This is a genomic window from Pseudarthrobacter sp. H2 (assembly GCF_050157045.1).
Lineage (GTDB): Bacteria > Actinomycetota > Actinomycetes > Actinomycetales > Micrococcaceae > Arthrobacter.
Genome location: NZ_CP189594.1, coordinates 5,018,772 through 5,041,836, shown reverse-complemented (window position 1 = coordinate 5,041,836; position 23,065 = coordinate 5,018,772). Strand labels below are relative to the sequence as shown.

Annotated in this window: 20 protein-coding genes; 17 read left to right on the top strand and 3 right to left on the bottom strand. The window is 67.8% G+C overall.

The window, feature by feature from the left end; genetic code table 11:
- The first annotated feature begins 143 nt into the window (after positions 1-143).
- The 10 genes from ACQCSZ_RS23345 to ACQCSZ_RS23300 all read left to right on the top strand — a co-directional run bounded on the left by ACQCSZ_RS23345 (position 144) and on the right by ACQCSZ_RS23300 (position 12,749).
- On the top strand, positions 144-1,043 hold the full coding sequence (locus tag ACQCSZ_RS23345) for a serine hydrolase (RefSeq protein ID WP_427005961.1): 900 nt from the start codon (positions 144-146) through the stop codon (positions 1,041-1,043).
- A gap of 334 nt (positions 1,044-1,377) precedes the next feature.
- Positions 1,378-2,043 carry a response regulator transcription factor gene (locus ACQCSZ_RS23340; protein ID WP_427005960.1) on the top strand — a complete coding sequence of 222 codons (666 nt, stop codon included), beginning with the start codon at positions 1,378-1,380 and terminating at the stop codon, positions 2,041-2,043.
- Between the two features lie 62 nt (positions 2,044-2,105).
- Positions 2,106-3,620, top strand: a complete 1,515-nt coding sequence (locus ACQCSZ_RS23335) for a sensor histidine kinase (protein WP_427005959.1) — start codon at positions 2,106-2,108, stop codon at positions 3,618-3,620.
- A 187-nt stretch (positions 3,621-3,807) separates the two neighbouring features.
- Complete coding sequence (locus tag ACQCSZ_RS23330) at positions 3,808-4,983, top strand: glycosyltransferase family protein (protein ID WP_427005958.1); 1,176 nt, start codon at positions 3,808-3,810, stop codon at positions 4,981-4,983.
- Positions 4,970-6,190, top strand: coding sequence for a glycosyltransferase family 4 protein (locus tag ACQCSZ_RS23325; protein ID WP_427005957.1), 1,221 nt, complete (start codon positions 4,970-4,972; stop codon positions 6,188-6,190). The genes ACQCSZ_RS23330 and ACQCSZ_RS23325 overlap by 14 nt, the downstream gene beginning before the upstream one ends.
- Positions 6,187-7,362 carry a glycosyltransferase family 4 protein gene (locus tag ACQCSZ_RS23320; RefSeq protein ID WP_427005956.1) on the top strand — a complete coding sequence of 392 codons (1,176 nt, stop codon included), beginning with the start codon at positions 6,187-6,189 and terminating at the stop codon, positions 7,360-7,362. Before ACQCSZ_RS23325 ends, ACQCSZ_RS23320 begins: the two co-directional genes overlap by 4 nt.
- The gene (locus tag ACQCSZ_RS23315) at positions 7,359-9,272 is read left to right on the top strand and encodes an ABC transporter ATP-binding protein (RefSeq protein ID WP_427005955.1); all 1,914 of its coding nucleotides are present in this window, start codon (positions 7,359-7,361) and stop codon (positions 9,270-9,272) included. The genes ACQCSZ_RS23320 and ACQCSZ_RS23315 overlap by 4 nt, the downstream gene beginning before the upstream one ends.
- Positions 9,269-10,531, top strand: a complete 1,263-nt coding sequence (locus ACQCSZ_RS23310; RefSeq protein ID WP_427005954.1) for a phosphotransferase family protein — start codon at positions 9,269-9,271, stop codon at positions 10,529-10,531. The genes ACQCSZ_RS23315 and ACQCSZ_RS23310 overlap by 4 nt, the downstream gene beginning before the upstream one ends.
- Positions 10,528-11,637, top strand: coding sequence for a phosphotransferase (locus ACQCSZ_RS23305; protein WP_427005953.1), 1,110 nt, complete (start codon positions 10,528-10,530; stop codon positions 11,635-11,637). Before ACQCSZ_RS23310 ends, ACQCSZ_RS23305 begins: the two co-directional genes overlap by 4 nt.
- On the top strand, positions 11,634-12,749 hold the full coding sequence (locus ACQCSZ_RS23300; RefSeq protein WP_427005952.1) for a phosphotransferase: 1,116 nt from the start codon (positions 11,634-11,636) through the stop codon (positions 12,747-12,749). Before ACQCSZ_RS23305 ends, ACQCSZ_RS23300 begins: the two co-directional genes overlap by 4 nt.
- 327 nt (positions 12,750-13,076) lie before the next feature.
- Here the strand turns inward: ACQCSZ_RS23300 and ACQCSZ_RS23295 are convergent, their stop codons facing one another.
- Complete coding sequence (locus tag ACQCSZ_RS23295; RefSeq protein ID WP_427008435.1) at positions 13,077-14,465, bottom strand: IS1182 family transposase; 1,389 nt, start codon at positions 14,463-14,465, stop codon at positions 13,077-13,079.
- 205 nt (positions 14,466-14,670) lie between these two features.
- On the opposite strand from ACQCSZ_RS23295, the gene ACQCSZ_RS23290 reads away from it, so the two are divergent.
- Together ACQCSZ_RS23290 and ACQCSZ_RS23285 are read left to right on the top strand one after the other, a co-directional pair.
- Positions 14,671-15,186 (top strand): hypothetical protein, encoded by a 516-nt coding sequence (locus ACQCSZ_RS23290; RefSeq protein ID WP_427005951.1) that lies wholly within the window; start codon positions 14,671-14,673, stop codon positions 15,184-15,186.
- 183 nt (positions 15,187-15,369) lie between these two features.
- Complete coding sequence (locus tag ACQCSZ_RS23285; protein ID WP_427005950.1) at positions 15,370-16,206, top strand: alpha/beta fold hydrolase; 837 nt, start codon at positions 15,370-15,372, stop codon at positions 16,204-16,206.
- Between the two features lie 137 nt (positions 16,207-16,343).
- On the opposite strand, the gene ACQCSZ_RS23280 is transcribed toward ACQCSZ_RS23285, so the two are convergent.
- Positions 16,344-17,153 (bottom strand): serine hydrolase, encoded by an 810-nt coding sequence (locus ACQCSZ_RS23280; protein WP_427005949.1) that lies wholly within the window; start codon positions 17,151-17,153, stop codon positions 16,344-16,346.
- A 331-nt stretch (positions 17,154-17,484) separates the two neighbouring features.
- Between ACQCSZ_RS23280 and uraD the strand changes: the two genes are divergently transcribed.
- From uraD to nboR, 4 genes are read left to right on the top strand one after another with little or no spacing between them, the layout of a single operon-like run.
- Positions 17,485-17,982 carry a 2-oxo-4-hydroxy-4-carboxy-5-ureidoimidazoline decarboxylase gene (gene uraD, locus ACQCSZ_RS23275; protein WP_427005948.1) on the top strand — a complete coding sequence of 166 codons (498 nt, stop codon included), beginning with the start codon at positions 17,485-17,487 and terminating at the stop codon, positions 17,980-17,982.
- Entirely contained in the window at positions 17,979-18,320 is a 342-nt protein-coding gene (gene uraH, locus ACQCSZ_RS23270) for a hydroxyisourate hydrolase (RefSeq protein WP_427005947.1), read from the top strand. Before uraD ends, uraH begins: the two co-directional genes overlap by 4 nt.
- 33 nt (positions 18,321-18,353) lie before the next feature.
- The gene (aceE, locus tag ACQCSZ_RS23265) at positions 18,354-21,152 is read left to right on the top strand and encodes a pyruvate dehydrogenase (acetyl-transferring), homodimeric type (protein WP_427005946.1); all 2,799 of its coding nucleotides are present in this window, start codon (positions 18,354-18,356) and stop codon (positions 21,150-21,152) included.
- A 21-nt stretch (positions 21,153-21,173) separates the two neighbouring features.
- The gene (nboR, locus tag ACQCSZ_RS23260; protein WP_427005945.1) at positions 21,174-21,782 is read left to right on the top strand and encodes a nicotine blue oxidoreductase; all 609 of its coding nucleotides are present in this window, start codon (positions 21,174-21,176) and stop codon (positions 21,780-21,782) included.
- 28 nt (positions 21,783-21,810) lie between these two features.
- On the opposite strand, the gene ACQCSZ_RS23255 is transcribed toward nboR, so the two are convergent.
- Entirely contained in the window at positions 21,811-22,461 is a 651-nt protein-coding gene (locus ACQCSZ_RS23255; protein WP_427005944.1) for a uracil-DNA glycosylase, read from the bottom strand.
- A gap of 79 nt (positions 22,462-22,540) precedes the next feature.
- Here ACQCSZ_RS23255 and ACQCSZ_RS23250 point away from each other — a divergent pair, with 79 nt between their 5' ends.
- Positions 22,541-23,065, top strand: a complete 525-nt coding sequence (locus tag ACQCSZ_RS23250) for a DUF488 family protein (protein WP_427005943.1) — start codon at positions 22,541-22,543, stop codon at positions 23,063-23,065.

Sequence of the window (23,065 nt, the reverse complement as noted above, 5' to 3'; positions counted from 1 at the left end):
CGACGGCGGGCGCCCGCCGTCGCCCGTTCCTGGGAGTTTGCCCACACCTGCCGCAAGTCCGGCGCGGTCGGTGGACATGCTCCCGGCGGCGGCATACGTTCTTGGGGAATCCCGCCCCCGCTTGCACTGGAAGGTCCTGGCCCATGAACTCAACAGGTCCTGTCAGTTCGCACGGGCAGGACCCGGCTGGCGGCAGCAACCGGAGGATGCTGGCTTTGGTGTGGCTGGCCACGCTGCTCATCATTGCGGCCACCATCGTCGTCGCCGCAGTCCGCACCGGGCCGGTGCCGAAGACGGACTTCCTTGCCCTTGCCGCCGTGCCGGAGCTGCGCGGGGAGGTCTCCGCGCCGGACGCCGGCGTCGAGCTCGGCGCCAGGCTGCAGGGCATCCTGGACGAGAACGGGGACCACCGGATCGGCGTCGCGATCGTGGACACCCGCAACGGGAAGCTGCAAGCCTTCGGTGACGCGTCGCCGTACGCGGCCGCCAGCACCGCCAAGATCATCACGGCCGCCGCGTACTACCATCTGGTGGAAACCGGCGAAAAGTCGCTGGACGCTCCCCTGGGCTCTTTCGACGCCGGGTTCCAGGTCAAGGCCATGGTCAATACCAGCAGCGACGATTCCTGGCTGCTGCTCATGCAGGACATCGGCTACCCCCGGCTGATCGAGTACGCCGGCTCGATCGGGCTGGACTACGACCCCGAACAGAACCTCCTGACCCCGCCGGACATGGCACTGCTGCTGACGGCGCTGTCCGCAGGGAAGCTGCTCAACGCCGGACACACGGAAGAGCTGCTGGGCTACATGCAGCAGACCAACGACGAGGACCTCATCCCCGCCGCCCTGGACCCGGACATCACGGTCCACCACAAGTACGGCGTCGTGGAGGGATATGTCCACGACGCCGCCATCCTGAGCTCCGGTGACCGTTCCTACGCGGTGGCGATCTACACCTGGGGGCCTGACGATGCCGACAGCGGGGACCGCCTGGGCATCATCCACCGGCTCACCCGCGAGATCACCGGGGCGCTGTTCCGGTAGCAGCGTCTTGGCCGCCGGTGGAGGGCTGAGGGCCGAAAATTCCGGAATCCTGGCCGCGAGGGGTGGCGCGGGCCCCGCCGCAGGAGCACCATAGGAGAACACCGGGTCCAATGCCAATCGCGGATGCCGGAACTTCGCGCACGGATGTTAGCAATGTCCGCACAACGCCCGCACTCCGGGCCGATCGAGGCTGCTGGGGCCTCCGACCTTCCTCCCAGCACATGCAGGAGACGCCGCAGTTTGGAGCAGGCCTGAATTCACGGGAATAGTGCCGGGAACGCCACGGGCGGCCCCCTTGAACCGTTCCCGATCCGGGCATTTCCTTGGGGTTGTAGTGATCCGCATACTCATCGCCGAAGACGAAGAGCGCATCTCCCGGTTCATCGAGAAGGGTTTGCGGTCGGCCGGCTACGTACCCACCGTCGTCGCGGACGGCGTCACAGCCGTGGATTACGCCTCCAGCGGCGAGTTCGATCTCCTGCTCCTCGACGTCGGACTCCCCCGCCTGGACGGTTTTACCGTCCTGACCGTGCTGCGCAAAAACGGGGTGGACATTCCGGTCATCATCCTCACGGCGCGGGGCTCGGCCGCGGACACGGTAGCAGGCCTTGAGGGCGGCGCGGACGACTACATGACCAAGCCGTTCCGCTTCGAGGAACTCGTGGCCCGCATCCGGCGCCGGCTCCGGCCCGGGGACAACAATGACCCGCCCGCGGACCACATCATCCGCTACGCCGCCCTGGAACTGAACCTTCACACCCGCACGATGAGCGTCGGGGACAAGGTCGTGGAACTCTCGGCCCGCGAGTTCGCGCTGGTCGAAATGTTCCTGCTCCACCCGGGGCAGGTCCTGAGCCGGCAACAACTCCTCAGCCACATCTGGGGGTACGACTTTGACGGGACGTCCAACGTGGTCGACGTCTATGTGCGGCAACTGCGGCAAAAGATCGGCGCGAACCACATCGTCACAACGCGCGGCGCGGGATACCGCCTTGGCTAGGCAACGGAGAAATTGTGACATCCCTTCATGACCGTCTGATACGAAACGGCCACACTGCGCCCGTGGCGCCGGCGGCTGCTCCGGCCGGGCCTTTTCCCCCCGCCGCGGACCTGGACCCGTCCGGCTGGGGCGCGAAGTTCCACTCGGTGCGCTTCCGGGTGGTGGCCGCCATGCTGGGCATGATGCTTGCGGGGCTGGTTGCTGCGGGACTGATCGCCTTCGTTGTCCAGTTCCAGGACTCCGATGCCAGGGTTGACCAGGCAATCCTGGACAAGGGCAATTCGCTGGTCAAACTGGTACAGACCAACATCAAGTCCAGCGGCGATTCATACAGCAAAAGACTCCACGAAGCCGCCGAGGACATCGAACCCCGCAGCAACGAAGTCATGGCCGGAATCGTTGACGGGCGCGTTGAGTGGATCATCGAGGGGAATTCCGACGAACCCCTCCTGACCGCAGGCCTGTACCCCGCCGCCACCCGGCTCCGGGACGTCTCGGGCGCCGCCTTCGGCGAGTTCAACGCCGGCGGGCGCCCGCTCAGGACGGTCGTCCTGCCGGTGAAGGGTACGGGGGCCGAAAACACCGGGACGTATCTGTTGCTGGGCCGGGACGCCGCCGACCAAAGGGCTCACAATCTCGCCTCGGTCCAGACGTACTCACTGGTGGCAGCCGGCACGCTGCTCGCCGCAGCCCTGATCGGAGGCCTGGTGGCCGGCCGTCTGCTGAGTCCACTCCGGCGTTTGCGCGAGGCCACCCTTGTGGTCAGCCATGAGGACCTCACCCGGCGCGTGGAAGTGCGCGACGGCGAGGACGACGTGACTCTCCTCGCGAAGACCTTCAACACCATGCTGGAAAGACTCGATGAGGGCGCCCAGCAGCAGCAACAGTTCCTGGACGACGCCGGCCACGAACTGCGGACCCCACTCACCATTCTCCGCGGACACCTGGAGCTGGTGTCCGTCGACGACCCCGCCGATGTCATCGCCACGAGGGAGGTGCTGCTCGAAGAGGTGGACCGGATGCAGCGCCTCGTGGATGACCTGCTTATGCTCGCCAATGCCGGCCACCCTGACTTCATCAGGAAAGCGCCCATCCGCATCCCGGAATTCCTCCACCAGGTGATGGAGAAGATCCATGTCCTCGCGGACCGCCGCTGGCAGATCGATGAATCCGCCGACTACGAGATCGAGGCCGACCCCCAGCGCCTCACCCAGGCCCTCGTCCAACTGGCCGCCAACGCCGTCAAGTACACCGGGCGCTCCTCCACGATCGCCCTGGGCAGCAGGATCGAAGGCCCGACGGCGCCGGACGGCACCCCGGTGCCGGATTCCGACACGCTCCTGCTGTGGGTGCGGGACGACGGGACGGGGATCGCCGCGGAGGACCAGCAGCGGATCTTCGAGCGGTTCGGCCGGGCCCACCCAGGCCGCGGGCAGGAAGGGTCCGGCCTCGGCCTGGCCATCGTCACTGCCATCGCCGAAGCGCACGGCGGTACGGCCACCGTGGAATCCGCCTACGGCCAGGGATCGCGCTTCATGATCCGGATCCCGCTGCAGGCCGTCGGCGTCCGGCTCTGAACCGGCCGCAGCGGGCACTCCCTTCATGAGAACTCCTTAATCTTCCCCTCATCCGCTCCTCACCCTTGCGTTGCAGGCTGGTTCCTAACATCAACCACCGCTGGCAAGGAACATCCCTGCTGCGGACCGTGGGCTTGGGAGGATCGCCGTGCAGCCTATGCGAATAGTGCTTTACTCACATGATTCAGTGGGTCTGGGGCATGCGCGCCGTAACCTGGCCTTGGCCCACGCGCTGAACAATCAACTACCGGGACTCACCGGCCGGCCGGTCACCGGAATCCTCATCACCGGCACGGCCCTGGCGCCCGCGTTCCAGGCGCCGGAAGGCTGGGACTGGGTCCTGCTTCCCGGGGTGGAGAAAAGCCCCGAAGGCTACCGGCCCCGGAACCTCTCCTTGCCCATGCACGAGCTCGTATCCCTGCGGGCCAGGCTGCTTCAGGCGGCCGTGGCCGGATTCCGCCCGGACCTGGTGATCGTGGACCGCCACGCCACCGGGGTGCACCGCGAACTGGAACCGGCCCTGCGGCGTGCCCGCACGGCCGGCCCGGTGCGGGTGGTGCTGGGGCTCCGCGAAGTCCTGGACTCCCCCGAGGCGGCCTTCGCTGAATGGGCCCGTTATGGCGGCCCCGAGCTGGTGAAGGCTCTCTTTGACGCGATCTGGGTCTACGGCGACCCCGCCGTCCACGACCCCGTGGCGGCGGGCGAGATACCGTTCTCCCTGCGGAAGCTGATCCGCTATACCGGCTACCTCGCCGCCGGCCGCCCTTCGGTTTCCGGGACGAGCTGCATGCCCGGTCCGTACTGCATGACGACGGTGGGGGGCGGTTCGGACGGTCATGCCTTGGCCAGCGTGGCCGTCGCCGCGCCGGTGCCTGCCGGACTGGGCCACCTGATCGTGGCAGGCCCGCAGATGCCCCTTGAACAGCTCAACGACCTGCGGCGCCAGGCCGGGCCGGCCGTCAAGGTTGTCGCCGCGGTCGATGACGTCGTCTTCCACCTCCGGCACGCGGCCGCCGTCGTCTCGATGGGCGGCTACAACACGGTGTGCGAGATCATGAGCACCAATGTCCCTGCGCTGATCGTGCCCCGCACCCAGGCGCGCGCCGAGCAGCGCATCCGTGCCACGTCCCTGGCCGATGCCGGGTATCTGGAACAGCATGACATCGGCACCCTGACCCCCGAGTTCCTGGCCGGATGGCTGGCCGCGAGGCTCGGCACCACGGTGGACCGCCACCGCGCAGTCCTGGACGGACTGATCCGCGTTCCGCAACTGGCGGCCGAACTGCTGCAGCCGCTCGTTCATGTGGCTCACAGTCCTGCGGCAGCCGAGGCCAAGGAAAGTGCCGGCCGTGTCGCCGTCTGAGCCGGGGACTGCGTACGTCCTCAAGATGTATCCGCGTTTCTCGGAAACGTTCATCGTTTCGGAGATCCTGGCCCGGGAAGCAGCGGGAGACAGGATCGAGATCTTCTCCCTCCTGCCGCCCAACGACCCCAGGTTCCACGCCGATCTCGCACGGGTCCAGGCGCCGGTGACCTACATTGACCGGCCGCTGAAGACAGTTGACCTGTGGGAAAGCTTCAATGCGGCCGGAGCGGCCGGGCTCACGGGCGCCCTGGCCCGGAATTTCGCCGAACTCGCCGCCGCCACGCCGGACGACGCCGTCCGGGCCATCAACCTGGCCGTTGCCCTGCAGCACCGGAATATCCGGCACATGCACGTCCACTTCGCGTCGGGCGCCACCAGCGTAGCGCGGCTGGCCTCGGCCATCACGGGCATCCCGTATTCCTTCACGGCCCACGCCGTCGACATCTTCCATGAGTCGGTCAGCAGCGAAGACCTCCGGCTCAAGCTCGAACAGGCCCACCACGCCGTGACGATCAGCCGCTTCAACCTGCGATACCTGCGCCGCCGCTTCCCCGCGTCCACTTCCAGGCTCCATCTGGTGCGCAACGGCCTGGAACTGGGACGCTTCCCGTACCGCGATCCGCGCCCCCTCGGAACCACGGTGAGGATCGCCGCCGTGGGCCGGCTGGTGGAAAAGAAGGGGTTCCAGCATCTGCTGCCCGCAGCCGCCGAACTCCTTGACCAGGGCTTCAGCCTGGACTTGCGCATCGCCGGAACTGGCGTGCTGGCCGAGGAGCTCGAGTCCAGCATCGAACGGCTCCGACTGGGCGACCACATCCGGCTGATCGGCCCCCAGACCCAGGACCAGGTCCACGAACTCCTCAGTTCCTCCGACATCTTCGTCGCCCCCTGTGTCATCGGCGCCGACGGAAACGCGGACGGCATGCCCACCGTCCTTCTGGAGGCCATGGCCACCGGTATTCCGTGCATCAGCACCGCGGTCACCGGGATCCCGGAAGTGGTCCGGAACGGATCCACCGGGCTCCTGGCCCGGCCCGGAAATCCCCGCGCTCTGGCCCGGGCCATCCAGGCGATGAGCTCCCCAGGCACCGACCGCGTGACGCTGGCCCGGAATGCCCGGGCCCTGATCGAGGACCAGTTCGATGTCCGCCGCCAGGCCGAAGCCCTGAGATCCCTGTGCCTCGATGAAAGGAAGGCCGCATGATGCGCGTGGCCTACCTCTGCGCCGACCCCGGGGTGCCGGTCTTCGGCACCAAGGGTTCCTCGGTGCATGTCCAAGAAATCGTCCGGGCGTGGCAGGGAGCCGGCGCCACCGTCACGGTCTACTGCACCCGACGGGGAACCGACTGCCCCGCCGACCTCGCCGGCCTCGACGTCGTCGAAATCCGGCCGGACAGCGCCCCCGGACCGGACCGTGAGCGGGCGGTCGAAGACGCGGCGCTCGCCCTCGCCGACGAGGTCCTGCGCCACGGCTGCGGCCTGATCTACGAACGCTATTCGCTGTTCAGCCCGGCACTCTCGGTGGTTGCCAGCATCCTCAACGTCCCGGCGGTGCTCGAAGTCAACGCCCCGCTCATCGAGGAACAACAGCGGTACCGCCAGCTGCTGGACGTGAAGAAGGCCGAAACGATCCTGCGGCGCAACGCCCGGACGGCCGACGTCGTCGCCTGCGTCTCGCAGCCGGTGGTCCGGTGGGTCCGGGACCGGGCGCCCACGGCCAGGACGGTGCTGGCACCGAACGGCGTCAACGTCGAACGCATCACTGCCCGCCGCCCCGGACGGCGCAACCCCGACCACCTCACGGTGGCCTTCGTTGGAACGCTGAAGCCCTGGCACGGGGTCCCGGCCCTGCTGTACGCAGTTGCCCTGGCCAATGCGCAAACGGCCGAAAAGGATCAGCGCTGGAGCGTCAAAATCATCGGCGACGGGCCCGGCCGGGCCGACCTCGAACGCCTCGCCGCGACGCTTGGCGTCGAAACAGACTTCGCCGGCGCGGTGCCGCCCGCAGCCGTACCGGGCCTCCTGCAGGAGTGCGACGCCGCCGCCGCCCCCTATCCCCCCGAAGCGGATGGCGAGGACGACTACTTTTCCCCGCTGAAGGTGTACGAGTACATGGCCGCCGCGATGCCGATCATCGCGAGCGCCGAGGGCCAGATCCCGTCCATCGTGGAGGACGGGCGCACCGGGATCCTGGTGCCGCCCGGGGAACTGGAATCCCTCGCCGCCGCCCTCACCAGCCTTGCGGGGGATCCCGCGCTGCGGGAACGGCTCGGGGCAGAGGCCCGCCACGACGCCGTCGAGCGGTTCAGCTGGAACGGCGTCCTCGGCCGGATCATTGCGGCGTTGCCGCCCGGACGGAAGGTGGCCCTCCGATGAGCGCCACGCCCAGGCATCTGCCTCCCCGGTGGCTCCCCGTGCGGCACTCGCGCCGGGGCCGCGGCCCCAAGCCGGAGTCCGGGCTGCGCCGGACACTGCGGTGCGTGCGGCCGCACCTTCGCGGGCACCGGCTCCTGATGGCCGGCGGATTCGTGGCACTCGCAGCGGACGTCCTGCTCCGCCTGCTCGAGCCGTGGCCGGTGAAGCTGGTGATCGATGCGGTGTCCCGCTCGCTGGGTGCAACACTGCGCAAACCCGGACCCCATTTGGACGCCAGCCTGGAAACGCTCCTGCTGTGCGGCGGCGCGATCGTAGTCATCAGCATCGCGCGTGCCGTCGCCAACTACTGGTCGGCGATCTCCTTCGCCCTGATCGGCTCCCGGGTGGCCGCCGACCTCCGGGCCCGCACCTTCCGCCACGTGCAAAGCCTGTCCATGCGGCACCACACGCGGGCCTCCTCCGGAGACACCGTCCAGCGCCTCGTAAGTGACGTCTCCCGCCTGCAGGAAGTCGCCGTCACCGCGGGACTTCCCATGCTGGGCAACATGGTCACCCTCGTGGCCATGATCATCATCATGCTCTGGCTGGACCCCCTGCTTGCCCTCGTCGTCTTCGTGGCCACCGGGATTTTCGCACTGCTGTCCCGCCGGAGTTCCGGACCGATCACCGCCGCGGCCGGCAAGTCCCGCAAGGGCGAAAGTGCGCTTGCCACTACGGCCGGCCAGACCCTCGGCGCCATGCGGGAAGTGCAGGCCTACGGACTCGAGGACACCATCAGCTCCAGCTTCCGCAACAGCAACAACGCAGCCCTCGGCACGGGGGTCGTCGCGCTGCGGCTGGCCGCCAGCCTGGAGCGGCGCACCGACGTCCTGATCGGCGTCGCCACCGCGGTGGTGCTGGCCGGAGGAGGCTGGCGGGTGCTGGATCATTCGATCACGCCAGGGGACCTCGTCGTGTTCCTGATGTACCTGAAAACCGGGCTGAAACCATTGAAGGACCTGGCCAAACAGACCAGCCGGATCGCCCGGGCCACCGCTTCCGGCGAACGCGTGGCGGACCTCCTCGAGGCCCAGACCGACCTTCCCGAGGCCCCGGACGCCCGCCCGCTGCTGAGCCGGAACCCGGACATCGCGTTCGAGAACGTCTTCGCCGGCCACGGCGAGGGGACCACAGTGCTGCACGGGATCAACCTCCGCATTCCGGCCGGGGAGCACCTGGCCATCCTCGGTCCGTCCGGCGCGGGAAAATCGACCCTGGCGAGTCTCGTCCTGCGCATGATCGATCCCGCCTCCGGCGCCGTCCGGGTGGGAGGCGAGGACCTCAAGGAGCTCCAGATCGCATCGGTGCGCTCGCACGTCTCCATCCTGCTGCAGGACTCCGTCCTCTTCGGAACCACCGTCCGGGAGAACCTCAGGTTCGGCCGTCTCGACGCCTCCGACGACGACATCGAACACGCCGCGTCGCTGGCACAGGCCGACGGCTTCATCCGCGCCCTCCCCAACGGCTATGACACGGTCCTGGGGGAAGCCGCCAAGGATCTCTCCGGCGGCCAGCGCCAGCGGCTTGCGATCGCCCGCGCCATCCTCCGGCAGGCACCGATCGTCATCCTGGACGAGGCGACCGCAGGACTGGACCCGGCTTCGCGAGCATCGATCCTGGACGCCATGGAGGTGCTGACCCGGGGACGGACGTCGATCACGATCACCCACGATGCCTTCGCCGCACGCTTGTGTGACCGGATCATCTGGCTCGAGGACGGCCGCATCATCGAGGAGGGCCGCCCGCCTGAGCTGTTGCAGGACCCCGGCAGCCGATTCAGCAAGTGGATGGGAGAGGCACCCGCCCCTCGCACCGGGGAGGAACCGACTGTGCAGGAACGCGGCGGGCAGGAACTGGAGGTGCCGACGTGAGCGCGATACCCATTCGGTTGCGCGACGCGGACGTTTCACTCGCCGGCCGCGACGATGCCCTTCCGTGTCTGGCCGTAGTGCTCGACGACGGCCGCCTCTCCGAAGTCTTGGGCGAACCGGTCCGCATCACCCGGGTCCGGTACAAACCACACACATCGGCCCTCGTTGCCTTCCGCCGCAGCCGCAACGGCCAGGAGGACTACGGCTGGGCACTCACCACGGCCCGCAATACGAAGCTGTACGGACGTGCCCAGAAATCGGCGCGACACGGCGGCGGCCTGCAGCTGATCCGCCCTGCCCTGCGTCACACGGACGCGATCATCGCCGTAGGTGGTATCGCGGACGACTGGGCCTTGCGCGAGAACCTTCGCTGGCTCGGCGACAGCGGACTGGAACAGCTCGGCGCCGTACATCAGCCCGGACAACCGCTCCTGGACAGCACCGCCCGGGTGCTGCGCTATCTACCCGAGTGCCGGCTGGTGTTTATGCGGAAAACGCCGGGCGGCTCCATCGTGATCAGGACGGCGGCGCAGCCGGTCCCGGAGGACGAGCGCATGCTCCTGCGGCGGCTGGAGCTGCACGGGGTTCCGGTGCTTCCCCGGCTCGGCGACGCCGACTGCTCGCGCCACGGGATCAGCGCCAGCCCGGAGTGGGGCGACCATGATCTGTCCGCGTGCGAGGACCCGCAGGGAGCACGCCGGGCAGGGAAAGCCCTCGCCAAGCTGCACGGCATCCCGGTCGAGGCCCAGCCGGACCGCTCCGTGGTCGCGCAGGATCTTCTCCGGCAACTGGCGGCGAACCGCGAGATGGTCGCGGCCCTGCTGCCTTCCCTCGCGGACCCTGCCGCAAACGTGGCGGCCCGGATCTACCGCCGGCTGGAAGGGTGTGCGGGCCACGGGACGGTCGTGGCCCACGGCGACTTCTCCGCAGACCAAGTGCTGGTCGGCGGAGCGGAGGTCCGCCTGATCGACTTCGACCGCTCCCATCTGGGAACCCCGGAAACCGACCTGGGTTCTTTCGCGGCCGTTGAAGAAATGAGCCGGTGGCGGGGACCCGCGGACGCGCCGCGCGGTTCTCACACGGACCACCTCCTCGATGGCTATGTCGAGGCCGGCGGCGGGATCAGGCAATCTGCCGTGGAGGCCTGGATGGCCTTCCGCCTGTTCACCGGTGCCGTCGATCCATTCAGGAACAGGTCCCCGGATTGGGCCGCCGACATGTGCCGGCACATCGACCGGGCCGGGGAACTGGTCCCATGAACTGGCTCCCGCCGGTCCCCCCGGCCGCCGTCGACAAATCCGGCCGAACCTGGCAGGTCCACCGGGCATGGCCCGATAGAACTCCCGGAGACTACATCCTGGAGGTCCTGACGCCAGGACGGACGGGCGTCCGGGCAGCCCATCTCCGGTCCGGGCACTTCGAGCTGGTGCCCCGGGATGATCCGGGGCTGCCGGCCCTGCGGGCGGAAGCACGTCGTGGGGAAATAATTTCCCACCGGCCCCACGCACGCGCCGTCATCCGGGCAGCGGGCCGCTACATCAAAGTCTTCCGGCCGGGTGAGGCGCTCGTCCCCGCCGAACGGTGCACACAGGTAGGGCTCCTACTGGACGCCGGGAATTTTTCGTCTCCCACGGTCCTTCGGGGCTCCGCGGACGTCATCGTCTTCAGTTCCCTCCCCGGGCGGACCCTCGGCGAGCTCGGCCAGGACCACACGACGGTCAGCGATGAATCGTTCGCCAGGATGTGGGAAGAATGGTCGCACGCCTGGACCGCCCAGGTGGGTGGCCGCTACGACACCGCCAGGAGCAGCGCGCTGGCGACCCTGCCCGTGCATTCGCCGGAGGTGGAAGCAGCGGATTTGCAGCGGTGGGTAAACCGTTGGCTGCGTCACTATGAAAACGTCCCGGATGCGTCGCCGCACCGCGATGCTTTGTGTGCCAGGGCAGAAGAGGTGACGCAGAACCTGCTCCGGACGGCACCGGATCCGCTGGTATGGGCCCACGGCGACCTCCACGACAAACAAATCCTCGCCGCCGACGGCACGTCCCCGCTCGGGCTGCTGGACTTCGACGACACCGCCCAGGCCGAAGCCGCCCTCGATCTGGCCAATCTGGATGTCCACCTGGAGCTTCACGTACGCCAAAACCGCATGACGCCGGCACGCTACCTCACGGCCCACACCCAGGTACTGGCCGCCGCTGACAAACTGCAGGTCACCCCGGAGCGTTTCCGGGCCTATTCCGATGGCGCCTGGCTGCGTCTGGCATGTTCCCCGCTCCCCGGACGCTCGTCCCAGGCCCTCGCCATTCTCGACGAACGCGCCGCGCATCCGCCCGTCCGCCGGGCCCGGGAATTGATGGCATGAGCTGGCACCCGCCCGTCCCGCCCGTGGTCCCGGACACGGAAGGAACGGACTGGCAGGTCATCCGGGCCTGGCCCGAAACAACCGCCGGCGACTACACCCTGGAGGTTCTGGCTCCGGACCCGCCCGGCGTCCGGGCAGGCCATCTGCGGGACGGAGCGTTGGAGCTGCTACCGGACGGCGGCGACCGGTTCCTGCCCGCCCTGGCGCAGGCGGCACCGCTGGGCGAGGTGGTGGTGCACCGGGCCCACATGCGTGCGGTGGTCAAGGCCGGCGACCGCTATCTGAAGATCTTCCGGCCCAGGCAGTCCGCCGAAGCCGCGGCCCGGCACACCCGGATGAACGCGCTCCTGGGCGCCGAGGACTTCCTGACCCCTGAGGTGGTTTCCTTCAGCCCGGGCTGCCTCATCCTCGCCAGCCTCCCCGGCACATCGCTGTTTGAACTGGGGCAGGATCTCGCGGCCAGCGACGTGGTGTTCGAAAGAGCCTGGCAAAAGTGGTCCCAGGGCTGGGTCCGGCAACAATCCCTGGCCAGGGCGCCCGCGTACCGTCCGGCCCTCGAGGCGCTCGCACCGCGCACGGCCGCCGTCGAACTGGAGAACCTGCAGCGCCTGGTGGACTTGTGGCTGTTGCATGCCCAGGACATTCCGGCGGCGCAGGCCCAGCGCAACGCCGTACGTGCCGCCACGGTGCAGATCGCCCACCAGTTGCTCCGGGCCGAACCCGATCCCCTGGTCTGGTCCCACGGTGACCTCCACGACAAGCAGATATTCGCCCAGGATCCCGGCGCCCCCCTGGGGCTGCTGGATTTCGACGAGGCCGGCCGGGCCGAAGCTGCAGCCGACCTGGCAAACCTTGCCGTGCACCTTGCGCTGCGCCTGCGTCAGGGGCGCCTGACGGCCGGGCGGTACCGGACCGCCCACCGCGAGGTCATCGCCGCTGCCGAGGAACTACGGGTCACACCGACGCGCTTCGATGCCTACGCGAATGCGACCCGCCTGCGGCTGGGCTGCCTGTATTCCTTCCGGCCCCGGTGGGCCGCCCTGGCCGGGGAATTCCTCAACCAGCGAGCAGAACCGCTGTCCGCCGCCAGCACATCAACGCCCAAGGTCTAGGTTGAGCGTTCACCGCCGCCGCATGCTCGTTTGCGCGGCAGCGGCAGCGGCATATCCATTGACATGGCACTCACGATGGTCCTGCGTTGAGGGTCCGCGGCAAACGGTCTCCACCGTCCAGAGTTGACGGTGTGCCACCACTAGGTGCGTGGGTCGGTAGTGGTTTGACGGTTCCGCTGGTTTGAGTCGTGATGGTCCAGAGGCCGGCCGCCTTTTCGTGGAAGGGGGCCGGTCTCCGGGCGTTTTCGCGGAAGGAAGCCTGGGAGGCTCCCGCGGGGCGCGGTCCGGTGCTGCAGGTTTGATCCCGGGGCATCGTCCCGGCCGTGTTCAGGCCGTGGCGGTGCGGTAGGTGAAGAGTTTGAGCAGGTTGTGGCAGCCGGCCATCAGCTTCCATTCCCCGGATGCCTTCTCCAGCCCGCGCAACAGGACATGCTTGCCCTGGCGGGTGTTGATCTGTCCGAAGACCGGTTCGACGATGGCTTTGCGCCGGGCATAGACCGCTTTGCCCTTCTTCGTTTTCAGTTTCCGGGCCATCCGCTCGGCCAGGGTCGCGTCCGCCGGGATCCTGCCCCTGGGCGAGTCCGGGACCGGGCGTCCGTGTTTCATCCGCCGGGTGGAGATGAAGAACTCGGTGCCGCCACCGGCTTCGAGGTCTTTGACGTGTTCCAGGTTCGCTGCCGAGCAGTACCCGGCGTCGGCGCTCCACTTCCCGGGCATGGCTTCCAGGGTGTCCTGCGCGTTCTTGACCATCGGGACCAGTTGCTGGACGTCCACCGCGGTGTTGGTCAGTTCGGTGGCAACGATGACCTGGTGATCTTTATCAACGACGCCCTGGGCGTTGTAGCAGTAGTGGTAGGAACCGTCCGCGGTCTTCATGATCCTCGCGTCGGGGTCGGTGAAGTTGCGCTGGGCGGTGGGCTTGGGCACCGCCGCGGCAGCGGCGGCATCGCCCTTGCCCGAGACATCGTCGTCATCGTCCCCGCGGGACCGGGCCTTCTCCTGGGCCTCACGGCGGGCCCTGTCCGCGGCCTCGGCCTCGATGGATGCCCGGGCGGTCTTCATCGCCTCGGCGCGCCGGGCCCGGTTGGCCAGTTCGGCCGGGAGTTCATCCCCGCGTTTGCCCGGCCCGAAGCGGGCGTCCTCGGCCGCGTCCACGGTCTTGGCCTCCGCCATCAGGTCGCTGATCTCATCGGCCAGGACCTTCTGTTTCTCCGTCAGCCGGGCATAGCTCATGGCCTTGTGCCGGGAGGCGTTGGCACGCACCTTCGTCCCGTCCAGTGCGACATGGCCCAACGAGACCATGCCCGCGGCCCGGCAGAGCTCCAGGGCCTGGAGGAACACGTTGGCCAGCGCCGCGAGGTGGCGTTCGCGGAACCGGGCGATGGACCGGAAATCCGGGGCCTGCTGGGCGGCCAGCCAGCGGAACGCGACCACGTCCGTGCAGGATTTTTCCAGTTCCCGCGAGGACCTTACCCCGACGCAGTACCCGTAGAGCAGGATCCGCAGCATCAGCCGCGGATCATACGGCGGCTGGCCCTTGGCCTTGGCGTAGGAGGCGTGGAACCGGGTCAGGTCCAGTTCCCCGTCGACGAGTTCGGCGATGAACCGGGCCAGATGGCCCTGGGGCAACCATTCATCCAGCGACGGCGGGACCAGCATCACCGCATCGGGCTCGAAGGCCTTGAAGCGTTTGTTGACCCCGCCGTTGGCATCCATCGGCACATCGGTGGGCTGCCCGACCCGCTCCACGAGCGACTCGTCGAACAAACCATCCTGCGCGGAAGAACCGGTATCCATACCCCGATTCTCCCAGCCACCCCCAACCGGCCCCGGTTAATCTGCCGGCGTTTTAAAAACCGGCACCCTCACTACTGACCCACGCACCTAGGAAGCCTCGCTTCCTCGGCATCGGAGGTACCCCATGAAACAGTCCACAACGGCCCGCCTATCGGCAGCAGCAATACTCGCAGCAGCTTTCTGCTCCGCCCCCGCCGCGAACGCGGCCCCGAGCGGACCACCGGATCCTCTCGTTGTCGATCTGGAGGCCGGAACGGGCTGCTCCTTCGCGCTGAGCGTGAGGGGCGTCGATTCCAATCGCCACACCAAGAATTTCCTGGACGCAAACGGCAAAATCGTTCGCACCATCGACGCGGGCAAGGGATTCACCCTCACCTTCACCAATGCCGAGAACGGCAAGTCCATAACCTTCAAAGGGAATGGGAGCGTCACCCACACGACAATTGACAATGCCACTGGAATCTCGACGGTCACCGCCACCGGCCACAACGGCCTCGTCCTGTTCCCGACTGACATACCCGCCGGGCCCACGACGACGGTGTACACGGGCCGAATCGTCTACACCGTCGACGCGGCGGGCGTCTTCACTCTGAAGAGCACGTCCGGCACGAAGGTGGACGTCTGCGCAGCGCTTAAGTAGCCCGAGGACCATCAAGGCATCTCGTTGATTCCCGCTCTCCTCCGGCACCGCAGCCGGGGAGGGCGGGAATCCCTTCACGGACACCCTGTTGCCCGGCGGCGTTGGTTCCCTACAGTGGTACCCACGATTGGGGACGCTCCTGCACCGTACGGACGTCACCCCTGTACCGAGAGGACTGCCGGCATGGCTTACATCAAGGTTGGAACCAAGAACAGCACCGATATCGAGCTCTACTACGAGGACCACGGGTCCGGCCAGCCGGTGGTCCTGATCCATGGTTACCCGCTGGACGGCTCGTCCTGGGAGAAGCAGACCACGGCGTTGCTCGCCGCCGGCTACCGCGTCATCACCTATGACCGCCGCGGCTTCGGCCAGTCCAGCAAGCCCACCGACGGCTACGACTACGACACCTTCGCCGCAGACCTCGACACCATCCTCACCACGCTGGGCCTGAACCAGACGGTTCTGGTCGGCTTCTCGATGGGAACCGGCGAAGTGGGCCGCTTCCTGGCCACTTACGGCTCGGCCCGGGTGGCGAAGGCCGTGTTCATCGGGTCGCTGGAGCCCTACCTCCTGCAGGCCGACGACAACCCCGAGGGCGTCCCGCAGGCTGTCTTCGACGGGCTCATGGAGGCAGTGACCGCGGACCGGTACGCCTTTTTCACCGAGTTCTTCCGGAATTTCTACAACAGTGGCACCTTCCTCGGCACCCCCCGCCTCAGCCAGGAAGTCATGCAGGCGGGCTGGAACCTCGCCACCCGGGGCGGCGCCACCGCCTCGGCCGCCGCGCAGCCGACGTGGCTGACGGATTTCCGGGCCGACATCCCGAAGATCGATGTACCGGCGCTGATCGTCCACGGGACGGCGGACAACATCCTGCCGATCGACGCCACCGGCCGGAGGTTCGCCAAGGCCCTGCCCGGCGCCGAATACGTGGAGATCGACGGCGCCCCGCACGGCCTGCTGTGGACCCACGCCGCCGAGGTCAACGAGGTCCTGCTGCGGTTCCTCGCGAGGTAAGGGCTGCTTTTCGGTCTCGCCCGGCGCCGCCCGGGGGCACTTTGACACGAAACGCCGGGCCGGCGTCGTCCGTTTCGACGCCGGCCGCCCCAAAGTAGCCCCGGACCGTCGGCGGGACGCGCGCTGACGGCACGCTCCTAGAACAGGGCCCCGGCCACCGCCTCCGTCAGCCGGTGGATGACCCCGGTGCGCTGCGGGATGTCGCCGGTGTCCTCGCCCTTGGTGTAGATGACGAAGGCGTAGGCCGTGCCATCCTTGGCGAGGACCGCGGCGTCGTGCAGTTCCCCACCCAGCAGCCCGTACTTGTGGAAAACGGTGATGCCGGCGGGGACGGCGGCGGGAATGAGGGATTCATAGTTCGTGTCCTGCATGTAGGACAGCAGCTGCGCGGTGTCGTCGGCGTCAAGCAACTCCCCGGAGTAGAGTGCGGCCAGGACCTTGGCCATTTCCGCCGGGGTCAGTGTGTTGCTTTCGGGGTCATAGCCCACCCCGATCGACGCCGCATAGCCGCTCAGTTCGTCGTGGCCGATCGCGTCCATGATGAGGGACCAGGACTCGTTGTCGCTGTCCTGGATCATTTCCTTGAGCTGGAACCCGGCCGTCCAGTCCCCCAGGGGCTCGTCCAGGGAGGCTGCCCCGGTTTCGACGAGGTGGTAGTAGGCTGCGGCGGCCAGGACCTTGGCGGTGCTGGCGGCCACGAACGCCTGCCGGACGCCGTACTCATGGACCACGCCGTCGGACAAATCGATGAGTGCCACGCCGATCTGATACCCGCCGTTGGCATCGATGATGGCGTTGATTTCCGTGTCCAGGCCGGCGTTGGGGGTTCCGGCAGCCTGGGCGTTCAGGCCCGGTCCCGCGTCCGACGCCGGCGCGCTGGCCGCCGCGGCTCGGGGCGCCGCTGAGCGGGCCTCGCCCGAGGTGTAGATGGTGGCGGCCAACGCCACGGCCAGCACCGCGGCACCCGCGCCCAGAAGGAATTTGCGGAATCTCCGGAACCTCCGCAACCGGCCCGGCGCCCGGCGGTGGCGCCTGTCCCTGTCGGACCCGTGACTTGGCTGCTGCGTTCGTTCTTCCATAGTGCCTACAAGCTAGCGACGCGAGCTATGCCGGAGCTATGAACTGCCTGTCGGTCCGAGGCCCGGGGAGTTGACACCCGCACCGGCGTAGGGTTGACTTTTGCATATGCTGAAATAACAGTTCCACGATACGAAATAAACTGTTTCGTATAACCCCGCACCGTGGATGCCAGCATCGACCCCTATGAGGACCTGGCCCATGCACATTGAACAGTTCAACGCGGCCGACCGCACGGACGCCGTCGCATCGCTGCGCCCCTGCCTGGACATCCAGCGCTGGCTTGATGAACTCGCCGACGCGCGGCCCTATTCCGGCCTTGAACCGCTCCTGGCCGCCGGCCGCCGGGCGGCGGATCCGTTCACCCCGGCGGAGGTGGCAGCCGCCTTGGCCCACCACCCCCGGATCGGGGAGCGCGCGCCGGGCACCAGCACCGAGGCGCGCCTTTCCCAGTCGGAACAGGCCGGACTCGGCAATCCGGAGGCGGCCGTGTCCGAAGCCCTGGCGGACGGCAACCGCGCCTACGAAGAGAAGTTCGGCCAGGTGTTCCTGATCCGCGCGGCAGGCCGCAGCCGCGAGGAGATCCTGGCGTCCCTCAACGCCAGGCTGGCCCACACGCCCGAGCAGGAAGAACCCATCATCGGCCAGCAGTTGCGCGAGATCGCAGTGCTCCGACTCGAAGGACTGATGAGCAAGTGAGCGTCTCCCACGTAACCACCCACGTGCTGGATACCGGCTCGGGCAAGCCTGCGGCCGGCGTCGCCGTGACGCTGCAGGCCCTCGACGGCGGGCGGTGGGTCCTGATCGCCGCCGGTTCCACCGATGCGGACGGGCGGATCAAGGAACTCGGCCCCGACAGGCTTCCCCCGGGAACCTACCGGCTGGGCTTTGACACCGGTGCCTACTTCGCCGCGACCGGCACGGAGACCTTCTTCCCCGAGGTCACCCTCACGTTCGGGGTAGCCGAGGCGCAGGCGCACTACCATGTGCCCCTGCTGCTGAGCCCGTTCGCCTACTCGACCTACCGGGGCAGCTAAGCCCTGACCGCCGTGGACCACCCGAAAAAACCGATGTTCAAAGACGAAGAGAGGCCAAACGTGGCTGCAGGAGAAGAAACCTCCCATATCCTCAGCGGGTTGACAAACCAGCTGCCTGATCGTGATCCGGAAGAGACCGCCGAGTGGCTGGAGTCCCTGGATGACCTGATTCAGGATCAGGGCACGGAACGTGCCCAGTACATCATGCGCAGCCTGCTCCAGCGGGCCGGGGCGCAGTCCGTGGGGGTGCCGATGGTGACCACCACGGACTACGTCAACACGATCCCGGTGGACCAGGAAGCGCCGTTCCCCGGTGACGAGGAGATCGAGCGGAAGTACCGGGCCTGGCTGCGGTGGAACGCCGCGGTCATGGTGCACCGGGCGCAGCGGGCCGATATCGGCGTCGGCGGGCACATCTCCACCTACGCGGGCGCGGCGACCCTGTACGAGGTCGGCTTCAACCACTTCTTCCGCGGCAAGGACCACCCCGGCGGCGGGGACCAGGTCTTCTTCCAGGGCCACGCCTCCCCCGGCATGTACGCCCGGGCCTTCATGGAAGGCCGGTTGAGCGAGGAGGACCTGGACGGCTTCCGGCAGGAGAAGTCCAAGGAAGGCCACGCCCTGTCCTCCTACCCGCACCCGCGGCTCATGCCGGAGTTCTGGGAGTTCCCCACCGTGTCGATGGGGATCGGGCCGATGAACGCGATCTATCAGGCGCAGTCCAACCGGTACCTGCAGAACCGCGGCATCAAGGACACCTCGGACCAGCAGGTCTGGGCGTTCCTGGGCGACGGCGAAATGGACGAGCCCGAATCCCGCGGCCTGCTCCAGCTCGCCGCGAACGACAAGCTGGACAACCTCAACTTCGTGATCAACTGCAACCTCCAGCGCCTGGACGGGCCGGTCCGGGGCAACGGCAAGATCATGCAGGAACTCGAGGCCTTCTTCCGCGGCGCCGGCTGGAATGTCATCAAGGTCGTCTGGGGCCGGGAGTGGGACGCGCTCCTGGACAAGGACGGGGACGGCTCGCTCGTGAAGATCATGAACGAGACCGTCGACGGGGACTACCAGACGTACAAGGCCGAGTCCGGCGCGTTCGTCCGCGAGCACTTCTTCGGCCAGACCCCGCAGACCAAGGAAATGGTCCAGGACCTGACCGACGACCAGATCTGGAACCTCAAGCGCGGCGGCCACGACTACAACAAGGTCTACGCCGCGTACAAGGCCGCCACCGAGTTCAAGGGCAAACCCACCGTCATCCTCGCGCACACGGTCAAGGGCTACGGCCTGGGCACCCACTTCGAGGGCCGCAACGCCACCCACCAGATGAAGAAGCTCACCCTGGCGGACCTGAAGGCGTTCCGTGACCACCTGCGCATCCCGGTCACGGACGACCAGCTCGAAGCGGACCTCTACCGGCCGCCGTACTACCACCCCGGCATGGACTCCCCGGAAATCAAATACCTGATGGAACGCCGCCGCGAACTCGGCGGCTTCGTCCCCGAACGCCGGCCGGACCACGCGCCGGTGGAGCTGCCTGACCCCAAGACCTATGAGGTTGCCAAGCGCGGTTCCGGGAAGCAGCAGGCCGCGACCACCATGACGTTCGTCCGGCTGCTCAAGGATCTGCTCCGGGATAAGAAGTTCGGGCACCGGATTGTCCCGATCGTTCCGGATGAATCCCGCACGTTCGGCATGGACGCGTTCTTCCCCTCGGCGAAGATCTACAACCCGGACGGCCAGGGCTACCTGTCCGTGGACCGGGACCTGGTCCTTGCCTATAAAGAATCGGCCCAGGGCCAACTGATCCACCCGGGCATCAACGAGGCCGGGGCGGTGGCGGCCTTCACCGCCGCGGGAACGTCCTACGCCACCCACGGCGAACCGCTGGTCCCGGTCTACGTCTTCTACTCGATGTTCGGTTTCCAGCGCACCGGCGACTCCTTCTGGGCCGCCGCGGACCAGATGACCCGCGGCTTCATCATCGGCGCCACCGCGGGCCGGACCACGCTGACCGGGGAAGGCCTGCAGCACGCGGACGGGCATTCCCCCATCCTCGCCGCCACCAACCCGGCCGTCGTCACCTACGACCCGGCGTTTGGGTACGAAATAGGCCACATCATCCGCGACGGACTGGAGCGGATGTACGGGCCGGCCTCCGCCGCCGGAACAGCCGCCGCCGGAACAAGCACCGACCGGAACCTGATGTACTACCTCACGGTCTACAACGAGCCGATCTTCCAGCCGGCCGAACCTGAGAACCTGGACGTCAACGGGGTCCTGAAGGGCATCTACCGGGTGTCGGCTTCGGAGATTGAAGGGCCCAAGACGCAGATCCTCGCCTCGGGCGTGTCCGTCCCCTGGGCCCTCGAAGCCCAGAAGGTCCTCGCCGAGGACTGGGGCGTCTCAGCCGACGTCTGGTCCGTGACGAGCTGGACCGAACTGCGCCGCGACGGAATGGCCGCCGAGGAGGAAGCCTTCCTCAACCCGGGCCAGCCCGCGCGCGTCCCGTTCGTCACCCGGCAGCTCGCCGGCGCCACCGGACCCATCGTGGCGGTCACCGACTACATGAAGGCCGTCCCGGACCAGATCCGCCAGTTCCTCCCGAACGAGTTCGCCTCGCTCGGTGCGGACGGCTTCGGCTTCTCGGACACCCGGGCCGCCGCGCGCCGCTTCTTCAAGAACGACATCCACTCGGTTGTGGTCCGTTCCCTGCAGATGCTCGCGGCCCGCGGCGAGGTCGACGCCGGTGTGCCCTCCTACGCGATGGACCGCTACAAGCTCCTGGACGTGAACGCCGGAACCACCGGCGGAGCGGGAGGCGAGGCCTGACCGGCGCGTTAGGGTGGGCAGATGAGCGACAGTGGCGCACCAGGCACGACGGCGGTGCTGCTGGCCGCCGGAGCCGGGACGCGGCTGGGGCTCGGGCCCAAGGCGCTGCTCCGGTTCCGCGGCCGCACGCTCGTCGAAGTGCTGGCTGACGTGCTGCTCGCCGGCGGCTGCCGCGAGGTGGTGGTTGTGCTGGGCGCGGACGCCGCCAGGGTCCGCGCCGCCACCGACCTCAGCCGACACCGGGTCATCGAAAGCCCGGACTGGGACACCGGGATGGGCGGCTCGTTCCGGCTGGGGGTTGCGGCGGCCGCTCCCGACGACGACGTGCTGGTGGCCCTCGTGGACCAGCCCGGCCTCACACCGGCCACAGTGGCCCGGCTCCTGGCCACCCACCGTCCGGGCCGGGTCACGGCAGCCGCCTACCGCGGCACGGACGGGAAACCCAGGCGGGGACATCCGCTGCTGCTCGATGCCGCCCTGCGTCCGGGTGCGGCAGCGTCAGCAACGGGCGACGCCGGTGCCCGGCTTTTTCTGCAGGCCCACCCGGAGCTGATCGATCTGGTGGACTGCAGCGACCAGTCCGGGGGCGAGGACCTCGACACCCCGGGCCAGCTGCACCTCCTGGGCTGACTGCCCGATGGTGACTGCCCGATGCTGACTACCCGATGGTGCCGTCGGCCAGCAGCCCTTGCAGGCCCAGCTGGAACCTGGCCTTCCCTCCGTGGGCCGGGTGCCGCACCTTCGGTACGTTCCGACCGCTCCGCAGGATGCTCCGATGCGCCACGTTGCCCACCGCCACCACGGACTCGATGGCGAACAACTCAAGCAAGGCCTGCCAAAAGGGAGCGCCCACGGCGGCCTCCGCGGGCGTCGGCGTGCGGTTGGACAGGGGCTTGCCCGGAATGTGCGAGTGCAGTGGGTAGGCACTCCACAGCAGCGGCAGGAAATCGAGCTCCTGCAGCACCTGCCACATCACGGTGGCTGTGGGCTCCGACGCTATGCCCGCGGCGTCCGCGGGCACTGCATAGCCTTTTCCCGGCCCGAACAGGCCGAACGCATTTGCCGGCCCCTCCAGAATGGTGCGGTTGGTAAACGGAACTCCGGTGATCTTCATGCCCCGGAAGCCGGGGGCTTCCCCCACCAGCAGCACCCTGGGGTCCCGGTCCCGCATTTCCCCCAGGAAGATCTCCAGGTTTTGCCGCCGCTGGGAATTCGCAGGGACGGCGTAGTCGAAGAAGTTCTGGCACCCCGGACCCGTATCCACGGAAGCGAGCCTGTCAATGAAGGACTTGACGGATGATCCGCTCATTCAAAGGCGCCCTTCCCTTCGCAGCGTTCAAGGCAAACAGGATATCCGGGCAGGCTCACAGCCGCCTTAGCATGGGGGCATGACGGACCTGACCATCTTCACGATTGGCCACTCCACGCATCCGATCAACGAATTCATCGCCATGCTGGAGGCACAGGGCATCAAGAAACTCATCGATGTGCGCACCATCCCGAAATCGCGGCACAATCCGCAGTACAACGGTGACTCGCTGGCTGCGAGCCTCCGCGCCCGTGGAATCACGTACCGGCGGATGGAATCGCTCGGCGGCCTGCGGCACGCCCAAAAGGACAGCCCCAACAGTGCGTGGCGGAATGCTTCCTTCAAGGGATTTGCTGACTACATGCAGACCGAAGAATTTGCCGCTGCGGTGGACCAGCTGGTGCAACGCGGACGGAACAACGATGCGGTGATCATGTGTGCGGAAGCCGTCCCCTGGCGCTGCCACCGCTCGCTGATCGGGGACGCCCTCCTGGCCCGGAATATCGCGGTGCTGGATATCATCGCCGAAAAGTCCGTCAAACCCCACACGCTGACGTCCTTCGCCCGCGTTGACAAACACCGGGTGTGGTATCCAGCCGGCTAA